This window comes from Ktedonobacter sp. SOSP1-52 (assembly GCF_016587395.1).
Genome location: NZ_BNJH01000003.1, coordinates 1,589,531 through 1,603,450, shown reverse-complemented (window position 1 = coordinate 1,603,450; position 13,920 = coordinate 1,589,531). Strand labels below are relative to the sequence as shown.

Here is a 13,920-nt window from a genome sequence, read left to right as displayed (position 1 = left end):
TATCTTTCTACATCACTGCTACACAGCGATGGAGTAAGCGTTGTAAGTTTGCGTCCAGGCTAGAAGCACGTTGTCGTTACTTCATTGCTTTGTTCGCAGAATTGACAGGAACGGTGTTCTTCGCGATTGAGAGATGCTCAATCAACGAAGTTCCGTTGTACTTCTGCATTCCACTCTTCAGTTGTTCAGGGTGCTCTGGTTCGTTCTTCTTTTGCGTGATGAACCGCAACCCGGCAAGCCCATGAGCTTGCACTTGTGTGTCGCTCCGGCGTTCGCGGTGTTCGTGTTCGCCGTTGACTTCGTCAGTATCGCATACACTTTGCGCTTTGTCAAGTACTTTTCTGACCTCTTTTTGCGACCGCTGAAAACTCGTTTTCAGTCGTGCAAAATCTGGTCAGGAACCCTCTCTGCATCCTGTCAGAGACAGCACAAAAAGCACGCTCACTCTTCTTGGAGAGAACGTGTCATGCAGCGGGGGAAGTACCCGTGGCGAGCCACCTTAGCGTGGCACCTGGGCATCTGCGGTCCTGCACTTCAAAAGCGAGGTACAGACGCCGGGTAAATCGGACAGGAGCACCGATCAAACCGGTGATTGTCGCTGTTTACCATGTGTTTGGAGTGAAGGCATTATGCCATAGACCTTATCTCCATGTCAAGGCTTTACCCTGACTTCAATCTCATTATAGCCCTACCCCAAAGAGGGGACCGGGGAAAAGAAAATCTTTTCCCCGGTCCCCTCGATAAGCTTCGTGCGGCTTCTAGACTTCTGCGACGGCTACTGATGGTTTATTGATGCGTTCAAGAAGTACATTTAAAAACTTCTTGCCACCTGTAGCAACAAGCATGGGATTACGCGCCATAATTCCCATAAAGAGACTGGCACTATAGTCACAATGCAAGGCCTGGGCCATTTGCGCGGGGGTCAGACGCTTTAACAGATCAAAGGCATCATCCCACTGTTGATCTGTATACGCAGCAATATGCTTATTAATCAGGTAGGAAAGCTCCATATCGCGACCAAAGCGCGCACGCCATTTCTTATCGAAACGGCTCAAGAAGGCGCCTGATACATCACGCTGCTGAACAGCCTCGGCGGCGACCTCGCCCGCCATCTGGCCTGAGTACATCGCAAAACGAATGCCCTCACCTACCAGGGTCGACCCCTGAGCACCAGCATCGCCTGCCAGTACCAGTCCATCACGGCAGAAACGCTCCACCGGCCTTATAGCTGGGAAGAGACCAGTATGATATTCAACCGGGCTTGCACCGCGCAGTTTCTCTTTTAGCTGCGGCATATGCAGGATACGATCCAAATAAACACGCGCGTCGTTATCGCAATCGGGATGAATCACACCTGTTCCGAGGCGCACGCGCCCATTTCCACGTGGGAAGACCCAGGCATAGCCCTGTGGAGCATACTCGCTTCCCATAATGAGATAGACGGTATCCTGGGGATAATGGGGGGCATAAAGGTCATACTCAGCGCCAAAACCATAGCGGTGAAAGGCCTCGCCCATATCTGTGCGTACCCCGATATGGCGCGAGAAGCCGCTGGCATCGATCGTCACGTCAGCGTGTACTTCGCTACGCTCACTTACGTGATTTTTATAGGTCACACCTGCTACACGCTCACCATTAGTCAACACCTTGTCAACCGTGTGGCGTACGCGTATCTCAGCCCCGGCACTCACCGCGCGGCCCGCCAGGTGCTGGTATAAGCCACGAATATCAATCACACAGGCAACCGCGGGATTATAGTTTACTTCGAACTCGCGTTTGGGGGAGACAAAGACAATCTTCGTGACCGGGTGATAGAGGTGATGAGGCACTTTCAATGCCTTCATATCGCTGATCCAGCTTCCGCCGCTGGTATGGATGGGATAACCAATTTCGTTCTGTCGCTCCAGAACCAGGGTACGCATCCCTTTGGCAGCCGCAGCCTCAGCCGCGGCCAGACCAGCGGGGCCGCCGCCTACAATAAGTACTTGATACTCGTCTGGCATGAGATTCCTTCTACAAACTTCGGAGACTACCTATGCAAAAACCTAAGCACGGGAGCGCCAGCCACGGTTGTGACACTGCCATGCCACCGTTTGCCCCCAAATGGGAGGTTGGTTTTCGTATAAGAAAGGGGTGATTTGAAATAGGAACAGTATGAGCCATTTCTGGTATAGGTTCAGCGAAAACTAGATCACTTTTCCTGGCTCTATTTGAGGCATAGTATAGACCACGGATCTATTACTGTCTATACTATGCAACCTGGATAAAGGCCTCCGACTAGGATGCGGGGGCCATTAGTTGAGACAGGGGATTAGTACCATCCCACGTTCCACTTGCCGCCAGAGGTCGGAAACGCGCAAATAATTCCTCGCTATACCAACCCTCTTGCCTGGTACGCCATATGACCTCGCGATGAGCCTGCTGACCATAGGCAAACGCGGTTACATCTGGCAGGCTTTGCCAGAGGCTGAGCGTGGCCTGGTAAAACAGAGGGGCCTCGCCAATCCCCACCGAATTGAGTAACGCTGGCTGCTCCAACAATTGCTCAGCCACGGCTGGCACCGCGCCCAGAAAGGCTCTAACTCGATTGGGGCGAATGGTAGCACGCGTTAAGATAACCCAGGGACCTGGCTGGGGTGGTGAGACCGGCATCATCTCGCGGAAAGGGTCCTGGCCTCCCCAGACACCATGCCAGCGCACAGGCTGCATATACACCGTCCAGACCTCCTCAGCCTGGCTTTGCACACGCTTCATCAATGCAGATTGAACTTCAAATTGGTGCAAAGCGGCATAAGAGTGCCATACGGAGAAAATGGCGGAACGCCGCAAATCGGCATGTGAATCAAAAGCCTTGCCCTGGCCCACACCTAACAAGCGCCAGAAGTGCAATCCTGGCGTACGCGCCATCGTCCAGCGATCCAGCCCCAGATATACCAACGTGCGTAGACTTGGCTCCTGGTAACGAATCAAGGTAAACGCAACGATAGGTTCATTGCCGGAAATCATTTGAGATAGCCCAAGATGATGCATGTAGAAGCTCTCCTGTCACATCACTATTATAGGCTAGACGCGCACAAACACACAATCGAGCCTCTGCCTGTGGACAGAAGCACATCCTTGTTCAGATTTTACATTAATACTGTACAGCTAACAGCAAAACTCAACTATTCAACAACTCACCAGGTGCAACTTTTATACATTGGCATACGTGTATTTACCTATAGATACTCTATCAGTGACAAAATTGACGTAAGCAGTAGAGCGGTATCCTACAAAGAATGCCGCATTGTCAGGTAAGCATACTTATGCCGCCTGGCTTGCATGTTAGGAGGAAACGCTTATGACTACGCATCAACATACAACTGCAATAGGTGTTTTTACAGAGCGTGCTCAGGCGGATCGTGCCCTGGAGGCTTTGCATAATGCGGGCTTTACCGATGATATGATCGGTTTTATCCAGCGTGACCTGCGTAATGCTGATACTGGTCGCGCCGCTACAGATGCGACTGAGATGCCCGCGACTGCCGATGATAAGACAGGGGCAGCAGCGACAGGAGCAGTGGGAGGCGGCATTCTGGGTGGATTGCTCGGCGCGGCAGCGGCCCTGGTCATTCCTGGTATTGGCCCGGCCATCGCTGGCGGCATTTTGATTACAACGCTGGGTGGCGCCGCCATTGGAGCTGTAGCAGGCGGCCTGATTGGCGCGCTTACGAATATGGGTATTCCCGAAGATGAGGCGCGTTACTACCAGCAGGAGCTTGAAGCGGGTCGTACCCTGGTCACGGTCAACGCGGGCGACCGCTATGATGAGGCAGTAACCATCCTGCGCGGACAGGGCGCTTATGATGTGCATGCGCAGCCTGGTTCTCAGCAGCCTATCGCTGGCACCTATGGTACACAAAACACAGACCCACGCTATACGACAAACGAACAGCGCACCTACAACCGAGAAAACTATCCTGTCACAAATGTAAAACAGCCTGCCGACGCTGTTGGCACATCATATACTGGCTCTCCCGTGGGGGCTGGCACCGAGAACTATCGCACAAACAATCCGCAAGAGGGCGAAGATTTCCAGGGCAATAACGCCGGTATGTATCGGAAGGACATGCCTCCTATGCAGGAGGATGATGCCTCGCAGCATCGTCAGCTCGATGATTACACCACACACACGTCTTCAATACAGCAGGGTAATCTGAACAGACCTGGATATGACAATACCACTGCCCAGACGCCCTATGACCAGCGCAATATGCAGACACAGCCCTACAGTCAGAATGATCCCGCCTACGATCAGTCGGCTCAGCAGCGCTACAATCAGGGGATGGAACAATCAGAGACGCAGTCACCGTATACCCAGGATCAGGCAGAATACGGCACCAATGCAGCCCCAGGTAATGATCCCTATCGCGTGACGGATACGACAGATACATATAATAATCCCAACGCAGATCCAAACATGGCGCCACGCAAGAACTATCCTTACGAGGAGCGCTCTGATACCATCAACAATCCTGGCAGTAATCAACCAAACAATCCTCAGCGACGCCGTGATCTCCGCCCCGAGGAGATACGCAAGGAGAACACACCGCCACCAGCGGACAACCAATACTAATGCTCATAGTAAATGCGGGCATGCCCCAAAAACAGAGCAGGAGAGAGGCGCATAGTGTATGCGCCTCTCTCTTTTTTACACATATATAAACGCTTGCTGACTCATCCGCCCCCATGCCTTACCACCTTTCGAGCGGCGTTGCATTTGACTTTGAGCTCATTTCATGCTATAATTAGAACAAGATTTCAATGTGCATCGTACACTAACGGGTCATTACTCACTTATTTACCACCACGTTTGCTTATTCTTTTTCTCTATCATAAATGTGCCCCTGCAGGGCCGGAGGTTAGTGTACACATGAGCATTTTTCAATTAACACAAACCATCCAGATCATGCCGTCGCTCCCTACCCGTTCAAGCAGGCGTCCTTCACAGCCTATGCTGCCCGGGCTAGAGCCGGAGATTGAAGTAAAGCCAAAAATTTCTAATCGCCAGATTGCGGAAGTGCTCTCAGGTATCGCGGACCTGATCGAAGCGCAAAACGGCAACCCTTATCGCATCCAAGCCTACCGCAATGCTGCGCGAGGCGTTCTTGAGTTATCCGAGCCCGTGGCCGATATTCTGGCACGCAACGAGGAACCAACGATCCCCGGTGTGGGAGAACGGCTGCGTACACGCATCCGCGAGCTGGCCCAGAGCGGAACCATGACCTTCCAGAATGGCCTCTGCATGCCAGCGCTACCCGCGGGGGTACGGGCCTTAATGAATATCGAGCATGTCGGTCCTTACACGGCGATCCGTCTCTATGAAGAATTAAGCATCGACTCGCCCGAGAAGCTCTTCCGCGCCGCGCAGCAGCAACGCATTCGCCAGCTAGCAGGCTTTGGTGCGCGCAGCGAGGAGCGCCTGAAGGAGGCGGCCCTGCATCTACTAGGCAAGAAGACTTCTCATCAACCGCTCGGCGGCGCTGCCTGAGCTAGCTATACCTCGTCCCTGCTGTGCTCATGAATGAGAACAGGCAGATGGCTTGCGATGATATCTGCAAGCCATCTGCCTGTTCTTTTTACATTCAGAGATGTAAGGTCAACAGTAAGCGTTGTGTGCCTACTAGAGTACAGCCTCTAATTCGTCCAGCACAGAGATCTGTGAAGCAATCATTGGACGGTACTCCTCTTGACAGACATCATCATAGCGATTGATCCACATACCACGCATGCCAGAGTGATAGGAACCAGCGATATCCCTGGGCAGGCTATCACCGACCATGACCGCCTGCTCAGGCGCAACGCCTAACTCCTGCAAGACATGAACAAATATCTCCGGCTCAGGCTTACCAATACCAACCTCTCCTGATACGGCAATCGTATCAAAATACTGTTCCAGGCCAGAGGCTCGGATCTTCTCTCGCTGCAGATCGGGTGCGCCATTCGTCAAAAGGGCCAGCGCATACCGCTGCTTTAGCGTGCTCAGTGCCGCTTCTACATCAGAAAAAACCCGATAACAGCTCCGGCGCTCCTCACGGAAACAGGCAGCCAACTCTTCGGCCAGTTCATCATTGATGATATCCTGCTCCGCCAGAGCGCGTTTCCATAGGAGTTGCTGGAAGATAGGGACCCATTGGAAGAGCGCCTGGAGGTCTGGAGTCTCACCCTCAAAGCGGCCCCACATCCCCTCTGACGCGCTGATGCCGATGGCATGGCAATAGGCGTAGGTGGGGGCCTCTGCCCAGAGTAATTTTGCGTGTCTATAAGCATCTATGCGCAACCGCGCGCTATCAAGCTGAACACGCGCTTGTGCATAGAGACAGGCCTTACGCAAGGCGCACTGCGTGGCCTGACGATCCTCAATGAGGGTTTCATCTAGATCAAAGATAATAGCTTGAACTGACATATAGCTCCCAATAATATGTTAAGCAAGTTTGTTTCGATATCAAAAATTGCCGTGCTCAATCATAGCGATAAAGCGTTGCTCTAATTCATAGGTTCGCGCTCCCGCCTTGCCCTCCCCAATCGGGACATCGTCAATATGGGTTACGGGCGTGATCTCACGCGAGGAAGATGAGATAAAGGCCTCGTCGACCTCAGCAAGCTCACTGAGAAGGATGGGGCGCTCTTCAATAGGGAAACGCCCCTGCGCTAGCTCTACAATGACCTGGCGCGTAATTCCCATCAGGATCTCAGAGCGTGGCGTAATCAGCGTATCTCCACGGAAAACAAAGAAATTGCTCCGCGTCCCCTCCAATACGTGGCCCGCTGCATTTACATACAGAGCATCGCTTGCTCCACGTCGCTGGGCCTCTTTCAGGGCACGCATCGCCGCCAGGTAGCTTGAGGTTTTAGCTTCGGGCATCTCGCGCTCCATGCGCGTGGTAATGACCTTGATACCACGCTCGAAGCGCTGCATATCTCGCTCGGGCAAGGGTGTGACCAGCACTGCCAGGACTGGTTTGCCACTGGGAAAGACACCATCCTCACTTGTGCCGCCGGTCACCAGCAGGCGCAGCGAGGCGTGTATGTAGCGGTTGCGCTCAATGGCTTCCCGCACCACGTTGGCTATTTCCTCAGAGGTATAGGGAATGTCTAGCTCGATAAGCTCTGCCGAGCGGTAGAGCCGGAGCAGATGCTCATCGAGGTGGAAGGGGCGACGATTGTAGGTACGCAGGCTTTCAAAAACGCAGTAGCTCCGTAGGACTGCGACATCATTGATTGAAAGCGTGGCCTCGTGCGGATGCACCCAGCGTCCATCAACATACCAGAGGGCTTCGGTATCCATCGTTCGGAACTCCTTATCAGCGTACTTCTAGAATGTGCTTTGCCCGCAGCCATTCCACAAAATTTTCGGGAACACTCATGGTCGAAAGGCGGCTCTGCCGAATCAGACTCCAATCGTCAAACAGGTGGGTCTCTTTAATCTCGCGCAGGGTTACAGGCGTAGCGAAACGCCGTACAAATTCAACATCAACTACCCAGCTCTTGCTATCATGCTCATCAGGTCTCGGCTCTGAGATCACACGCGCCTCTCCGACAAGTGCCGCCGTCCCCATACTATGGTAAATTAGCATGGTATCGCCGGGCTTCATCATGCGAATAGCTTGGAGCGCCTGGGCATTGCGCACACCATCCCAGGTTGTACGCTGCTCCTGCTCCAACTGCTCAATAGCATAGGTCTCTGGATCGGTTTTCGCTAGAAAATACGCCATAATAAGATAGCCTCTCCCATCAAAAATACACCGTAGGCATACACCATACAGCTCCACATGCTAAGCATCCCGCCCGCAGTGCGGACGCAACGGATATTCTTGCCTACTCAATCATTAAGACGAAGAAACAGAGCACATGTGAACAAACTAACCAAAGTTAGCCAAACGGATCAATACCTAAACGCGAGTCCTACAACAATACCTGAAACCAGGAACACAGTAGTCTTCTATACTAAGCATAGAAAGACTTTCGCAGAAGCAATTATGGGGGCAGTTCTATGCCAAGGCTGATCAATATTGGTGAGCGCCGACTAGCAGTCAGCAATAAAGGGCGGGGACGACCAACAGTGGTGCTAGAAATGGGGCTAGGGGCCAGGGGTAGCCTCTTTAATGAGGTTGCCGAGCGTATCTCAAGCTTTACCCACGTTGTCTGGTACGATCGAGCTGGTCTTGGCTTCAGTGATCCCGCCCCTGTTCCACGAACGATACAAGATATTGCACGAGACCTGCATGCATTGCTACTTCATGCATCTATCCCAGGACCATATGTGCTGGTAGGGCATTCTATGGGAGGCTTGACGGTACGCTTTTACCGAGAACACTATCCAGAAGAGGTCGCGGGTATGGTCCTCCTCGATGCCTCACACGAGGAACAACGCGAGCGCTTGCTGGCGGTACTGCCACCTGAGCAAGAGGATGAATTGAGCCACCTGGCACATCTACGTCACATACTCAGTACACGTTGGAATGATCCAAACAAAAATGAGGAGAAATTCGACCACCGCGCCAATAGCGCACTTATGCGCCACTGCCACTCCCTCGATGACCTCCCACTCATGGTCATCAGTCGTGGGCGCTCCGACCGCGACCCCGCCAAGTTTCCACCTGGAGTCGTGGAAGAGATCGAACTGACATGGCTGCAAATGCAGAGAGAGCTTGCTCGCCTCTCCTCAAAGAGCCAGCATATGCGAGCGGAGAAGAGTGGGCACATGCTCAATCGCGATGTGCCCGATCTCGTTGTAGAGGCTATTCGCCAGGTTGTGTTGCAGATACGAGCATAGCCGATACAACTACCAGGGCTTCAGTCTACCAGCACAACCTATTGATAACGCTGAAAAATCAGGGATGTATTATGCCCCCAAAGCCCATGGAATTAGAGAGCGCGACGTTGACCTCTCCGTGCCGGGCCTCGTTGGGGATATAATCCAGGTCACACTCGGGATCGGGATGCTCCAGGTTGATGGTTGGCGGCATAATGCCATGCACGATACTGAGAACAGAGATGACGGCCTCAATGGCGCCAGCCGCGCCAAAGGTGTGTCCCAGCATGGATTTTGTCGAGCTTACCGCCAACTTGTAGGCATGCTCACCGAAACAGGTTTTGATGGCCTGCGTCTCAGTAGAGTCATTGAAACGCGTCGAGGTGCCATGCGCATTGATATAATCGACCTGTTCAGGACGCAGATCCGCGCTCTGCAAAGCACGCTGCATGGCACGTATTAATCCCTCTCCTCCCGGAGCGGGTTCAGTAATATGATAGGCATCCGCCGTTGAGCCATAGCCGACCAGTTCCGCAATAATGGGCGCACCACGCTCCAGGGCGAAGTCCAGGTCCTCCAGCACCAGCATGCCGGCACCCTCACCCATCACAAAGCCATCTCGTTCGGCGTCGAACGGGCGACTGGCCCGCTGAGGATCGTCGTTGCGGCGCGACAAGGCATGCATATTGGCGAAGGAGGCCATCCCGAGAGGAGTGACAGCTTTTTCGGAACCGCCCGCCAGCATGACTTTCGCCGTTCCGCGACGGATGGTCTCCCAGGCCTCTCCAAGCGCGTTACCACTGGTCGCGCAGGCGGAGACCGCGGCCCATACGGGTCCACGCGCCCCGGTCAGCAGCGAGACCATGGCGGGGGCCGCGTTGAGCATCATCATGGGGATCAGAAATGGACTGACACGAGAGGGTCCCTTCTCGTGCAGGACCGCGAACTGTTCATGAAGGCTGATAAAGCCGCCCACACCACTACCAATACAGACGCCCGCATCAGGCGCGAGCTGATCAGTAATTGTTAAACCGGCCTGGGCAAGCGCCTGGCGAGATGCCGCGACCGCCAGGTGCGTGAAGGGATCATTGCGGCGGATCTCCTTACGCTCCATATACTGGCTGGCATCAAAGTCCCTCACCTCGCCTGCAAAGCGTACCAGGTACTCGCTAGCATCAAAGCTGCTAATAGGGCCAATACCCGAGCGACCCTGACAGAGCGCCTCCCAGGTCTCTTCAAGTGTATGCCCCAGGGATGTCACCATCCCCATACCTGTCACTACAACACGCTTCATAATATATTCCTCCACTGGCTAGTTCTCATAAAATACTTCTCCACTGGGTAGTTACTATAGCAATAACACATTGTATGGCTCAGATATTCATCTTTTAGCACCATCGATTAACGGCCTCGAAAGCATCATAACTGGACACATTTGTTCTGTCAAACCTCTCCCTCTTGACATTCTACCTACTAGATGGTAGACTCAAGCTAATGAAGACACAGGTAAATACCGCACAACAAATTATCGAGATCTCGCTGGCACTCATGATCGAGCGCGGATACAACGCCTTCAGCTACGCCGACATCACTGAGCGGCTAGAGATCCGGAAGGCTAGTATCCACTATCACTTTCCCAATAAAAGCGACCTTGGGCGCGCAGTCGTGGTTTATTATCGTGCGCTGGTGCAACAGAGTCTCAACCAGATTGAGCAGGCAAGCGACGATCCCAGGCGCCAACTTGCTATGTACATTGAGCAAGTACACAAGCAACTGAAGGAGGATAACTTCTTCTGTCTCTGTACGCTCTTTGCCGCTGAGCTTCCGACCTTACCTGAGAATATACGAGACGAGGTTCAGGGTTACTTCCGCGACCAGGCGACATGGTTTTCTGCGCTACTGACAAGCGGACGAGCGAAGGGTATCTTTACTTTTGGAGGTGACCCCGAGATCGAGGCTCAGAGCGTCGTGGCCGCTATGCAGGGGGCGATGATCGCCGCTCGAACCTACCAGGATCCCGAGCGTTTCCGCGCCATCGCGCTCCAGGTGTCTTCAGATTTGCAAAAGTAGACAAGGCACAAATTTTTTTGATATATATCTACCTTCTAGTAGATAGGTAAGTTCACAGGAGGATTTAATCATGGCATTTCGCAGTGCAGATGTTGAATGGCAGGGCAGCGTCCAGAGTGGGCATGGGCATATTAAGCTCGCGAGTGGCGCGTTTGAGGGCGACTATTCGTTGCGCACCCGTATGGATGCCGGAGCTGAGACCAACCCTGAAGAACTGCTAGCTTCGGCTCACGCAGGTTGCTTCACCATGGCGTTCTCCATGGCACTGGGCGCAGCGGGTCATGAACCTACGCGCATTCATACCACAGCTCAGGTGCGCCTCTCCCAGCACGGTGGCGAGTTTATCATCCCACGTATTGACCTCAAAACAGAGGCCATCGTTCCTGGCATCGACGCCGCCACCTTCCAGGAGATCGCGACAAGGGCCGAGCGCTCCTGCCCCGTATCCAAGGCGCTAGCTGGCACTGAGATTCACCTGGAGGCCACCCTCCTCGAAGCCTAGTGACAAGCGTATAGCCACCATGAGGAAGGGGCCAAGTTTGCTTGGTGCCTTCCTCATGACGGCTTTTTACTATATTTAGCTAGCAAAGGCTTTATCAAGCAGGCGCGTGACGTCGCTGTTGAGAACATCAAAACTACCAGGTGCGCCCAGTTCAGCGCCATAGAGTAGGCGGTTATTACGTACAGCGGCAAAAACGACGCAGTAGCCAGCGCCGCTCCCCGAGCCGGTCTTGATTCCAATCACACCTGAATAGCTTGTGAGCAGTTGATTGGTGTTATACCAATCGTAGCGCCGATTATATTGTGTGGGAGGAATATGATACTCGGTCTGCCGCACAATCTCGGCAAAGATCTGGTATCGCATGGCATAGCGTGCGAGCTTCACCAGGTCCTGTGCGCTTGAATAGTTCCCATCAGGAATGACACCATGCGGACTGGAGAAATGGGTATGTGCCAGGCCGAGCGCCTGGGCCTTGGCGTTCATCATGGCAACAAAGCCATCGGTCGAGCCACCCACCACACGCGCCAGGGTTAAAGCAGCGTCGCTACCCGAAGGGAGGAGTAGCCCATAGAGCAAGTGGCGAATGCGTAAATAATCGCCAACATGCAGTTGAGCGATACTCGCCTCGGGAGGTAACTGGTCCAGATCGGCCTGTTGCACCGTGACAATCGTATCCAGGTTGCTATTCTCGATCGTCACTACTGCGGTCATAATCTTTGTGGTACTGGCAATCGGGACGCTTCTCTGACTATCGCTGTCGAAGAGGACACGATTGTTGGCATTATCTATTACGTATGCGCTGCTCCCATTCATGATAGGGGTTGGGGTTGGAGATGGCGTTGGTGAAGGTGTTGGAGATGGCGTCGGGGAGGGTGTTGGCTCCAGCGTTGGCGTCGCCTGAGCCGCAGCAATCGTAGGTGCAGCGTTCAACGAGAAATACACAAACGTTCCCATAGCGACAAGAAAGAGAACCATCGCAATCAGAAGTACACTCAAAAGTATTTTTCGCGAATTCATATATTTAGCTTTCCAGAAATATACTACACCAGGAGTCGGTGTAGTATAGGGCACTGATGATAGAAAAGCATGTGTCAAATGACCCATAGATTAAAAGCCATATATAATAATCGTTGCAGCTTGCTTTTTGTAACAGACTTTCTCGTCGTTACGCGGCGCGACAGGGGTAAAAAGATGTGGCCTGGCAGGATAACACCTGGCGAACAGCGATTTGAACAGGAGAGAGAGCATAGCATATACTACTTGCAAACGCATGTTATGGCACACCCCCCTTATCCCGAAGGTTCGCGCAGCGAGCTGAGGCTGAAACAGCAGGAGCGCACGCGCTTTCCACGATTGGTATGCTAACAGCAGAGCTTTCCATGTTATAAAAATACATGAAACATGTTTAGAAAGGGTCCTTATGACAAACCAGCAGCGAGCAAGTGATATCATGAAGCAAGGAGTGAAGAGCCCCTTTGGGGCACGAATAGGCATTGATCCCGAAATTGACACAACCGTTATTTCACTTACCTACACAGATAAAGACGACGCTACCCACAGCATGGAGGTAGGCATTGCGCCTGAACTGGGAAGCAATTTATTTTGCTTTCGCGTTGGAACACTCGATCTTATCTACTATGAGAGTGAGCTCCTCAAACAAAAACAGTTTACTGGCAACTTTGTGCTCTGGCCTCTCCCCAATCGTGTACGCGACAAGCACTATAGTTATCAGGGAAAAAACTACTCGCTACAGGATGTAAAACGAGTCGAGACAGATAAAGCCCTGGTGCATGGCCTGGTCCTTGACCAGGTATGGCAATATGAGCAGCCCATCATTAAATCCGATAGCGTTAGCGTCACCTCCTACATCGAGCAGACGCCTGAAAGTCCCCACTTTGCGGCCTATCCCTTCCGCAGCCGTCTCTCACTGACCTATACTCTCACCCACCAGGGCATCGACATTACCTATAAAGTAGAGAACAAAGACACGCACGATCTTCCCTTTGGCTTTGCGCTCCACCCCTACTTTCCGGTCCTTGACGGCGCACAAGAGACCTACGTTACGCTACCAGCGGACGCAGTGATGGAGGCCGACGATGCTCTGCTGCCAACGGGCCGCATCTTTGAGGTTGGAAAGCTGATGTACGCCATGTATGATCTACGCCAGGGTCGTCCAGTCTCGTGTCTGAACCTGGACCATGTCTACACCCAGGTCCATCCAGGCGAAGCCGCAATTATAGACTATAAGAAGCGCAGATTGCAACTACAGATTACCGCCAGCGACGATTTTACGCATATCGTCATCTACGCGCCTCCAGGAGCCTCTTCCCTCTGTGTCGAACATCAGACCTGCTCAACTGATGCCATTAACCTGCACAACCAGGGTGAGCGCGAGCGTCAGATGGCGCATCTGCTTGAGGTCGCTCCTGGACAGAGCTATAGTGGAACACTTCACTATACACCCACCTTTAGCTAAACACTGGGCGATTGAGCCTCCATCCAGACTTTCGCGCCTGCGACGCTCAGAGGAGGCGTAAGGTGCCAGGCGGTCACC

13 protein-coding genes are annotated in these 13,920 nt (G+C 53.0%); 6 read left to right on the top strand and 7 right to left on the bottom strand.

Annotated features, from left to right (window positions below; translation table 11 throughout):
* Positions 1–758: 758 nt before the first annotated feature.
* Positions 759–2,003 carry an NAD(P)/FAD-dependent oxidoreductase gene (locus JMJ16_RS32260; RefSeq protein WP_201388290.1) on the bottom strand — a complete coding sequence of 415 codons (1,245 nt, stop codon included), beginning with the start codon at positions 2,001–2,003 and terminating at the stop codon, positions 759–761.
* Positions 2,004–2,277: 274 nt separating this feature from the next.
* Complete coding sequence (locus JMJ16_RS32255) at positions 2,278–3,030, bottom strand: hypothetical protein (RefSeq protein WP_201388288.1); 753 nt, start codon at positions 3,028–3,030, stop codon at positions 2,278–2,280.
* A 310-nt stretch (positions 3,031–3,340) separates the two neighbouring features.
* Between JMJ16_RS32255 and JMJ16_RS32250 the strand changes: the two genes are divergently transcribed.
* Both JMJ16_RS32250 and JMJ16_RS32245 read left to right on the top strand, forming a co-directional pair.
* Positions 3,341–4,615 carry a general stress protein gene (locus JMJ16_RS32250; protein WP_201388286.1) on the top strand — a complete coding sequence of 425 codons (1,275 nt, stop codon included), beginning with the start codon at positions 3,341–3,343 and terminating at the stop codon, positions 4,613–4,615.
* A gap of 297 nt (positions 4,616–4,912) precedes the next feature.
* A complete protein-coding gene (locus JMJ16_RS32245; protein ID WP_201388284.1) occupies positions 4,913–5,530 on the top strand; it encodes a helix-hairpin-helix domain-containing protein in 618 nt (205 codons plus the stop codon).
* Between the two features lie 132 nt (positions 5,531–5,662).
* Here JMJ16_RS32245 and JMJ16_RS32240 read toward each other — a convergent pair whose 3' ends face one another.
* Genes JMJ16_RS32240 through JMJ16_RS32230 form a run of 3 tightly spaced genes read right to left on the bottom strand, consistent with a single transcriptional unit; the run spans position 5,663 to position 7,754 of the window.
* Entirely contained in the window at positions 5,663–6,445 is a 783-nt protein-coding gene (locus tag JMJ16_RS32240) for an HAD family hydrolase (RefSeq protein ID WP_201388282.1), read from the bottom strand.
* A gap of 39 nt (positions 6,446–6,484) precedes the next feature.
* Positions 6,485–7,327: an aminotransferase class IV gene (locus tag JMJ16_RS32235; RefSeq protein ID WP_201388280.1), complete on the bottom strand. Its 843-nt coding sequence runs from the start codon at positions 7,325–7,327 to the stop codon at positions 6,485–6,487.
* A gap of 16 nt (positions 7,328–7,343) precedes the next feature.
* The gene (locus tag JMJ16_RS32230) at positions 7,344–7,754 is read right to left on the bottom strand and encodes an EVE domain-containing protein (RefSeq protein ID WP_201372164.1); all 411 of its coding nucleotides are present in this window, start codon (positions 7,752–7,754) and stop codon (positions 7,344–7,346) included.
* 278 nt (positions 7,755–8,032) lie between these two features.
* On the opposite strand from JMJ16_RS32230, the gene JMJ16_RS32225 reads away from it, so the two are divergent.
* Positions 8,033–8,815: an alpha/beta fold hydrolase gene (locus JMJ16_RS32225; RefSeq protein WP_201388277.1), complete on the top strand. Its 783-nt coding sequence runs from the start codon at positions 8,033–8,035 to the stop codon at positions 8,813–8,815.
* A 58-nt stretch (positions 8,816–8,873) separates the two neighbouring features.
* Here JMJ16_RS32225 and fabF read toward each other — a convergent pair whose 3' ends face one another.
* Positions 8,874–10,088 (bottom strand): beta-ketoacyl-ACP synthase II, encoded by a 1,215-nt coding sequence (gene fabF, locus JMJ16_RS32220; RefSeq protein ID WP_236601762.1) that lies wholly within the window; start codon positions 10,086–10,088, stop codon positions 8,874–8,876.
* A gap of 200 nt (positions 10,089–10,288) precedes the next feature.
* Between fabF and JMJ16_RS32215 the strand changes: the two genes are divergently transcribed.
* Both JMJ16_RS32215 and JMJ16_RS32210 read left to right on the top strand, forming a co-directional pair.
* Positions 10,289–10,864, top strand: a complete 576-nt coding sequence (locus JMJ16_RS32215) for a TetR/AcrR family transcriptional regulator (protein ID WP_201388275.1) — start codon at positions 10,289–10,291, stop codon at positions 10,862–10,864.
* Between the two features lie 70 nt (positions 10,865–10,934).
* Positions 10,935–11,366 (top strand): OsmC family peroxiredoxin, encoded by a 432-nt coding sequence (locus JMJ16_RS32210; RefSeq protein WP_201388273.1) that lies wholly within the window; start codon positions 10,935–10,937, stop codon positions 11,364–11,366.
* Positions 11,367–11,441: 75 nt separating this feature from the next.
* Here the strand turns inward: JMJ16_RS32210 and JMJ16_RS32205 are convergent, their stop codons facing one another.
* Positions 11,442–12,383, bottom strand: coding sequence for a D-alanyl-D-alanine carboxypeptidase family protein (locus JMJ16_RS32205; protein ID WP_201388271.1), 942 nt, complete (start codon positions 12,381–12,383; stop codon positions 11,442–11,444).
* Between the two features lie 403 nt (positions 12,384–12,786).
* On the opposite strand from JMJ16_RS32205, the gene JMJ16_RS32200 reads away from it, so the two are divergent.
* Positions 12,787–13,842 carry an aldose 1-epimerase gene (locus tag JMJ16_RS32200; RefSeq protein ID WP_201388270.1) on the top strand — a complete coding sequence of 352 codons (1,056 nt, stop codon included), beginning with the start codon at positions 12,787–12,789 and terminating at the stop codon, positions 13,840–13,842.
* Positions 13,843–13,920: the final 78 nt, after the last annotated feature.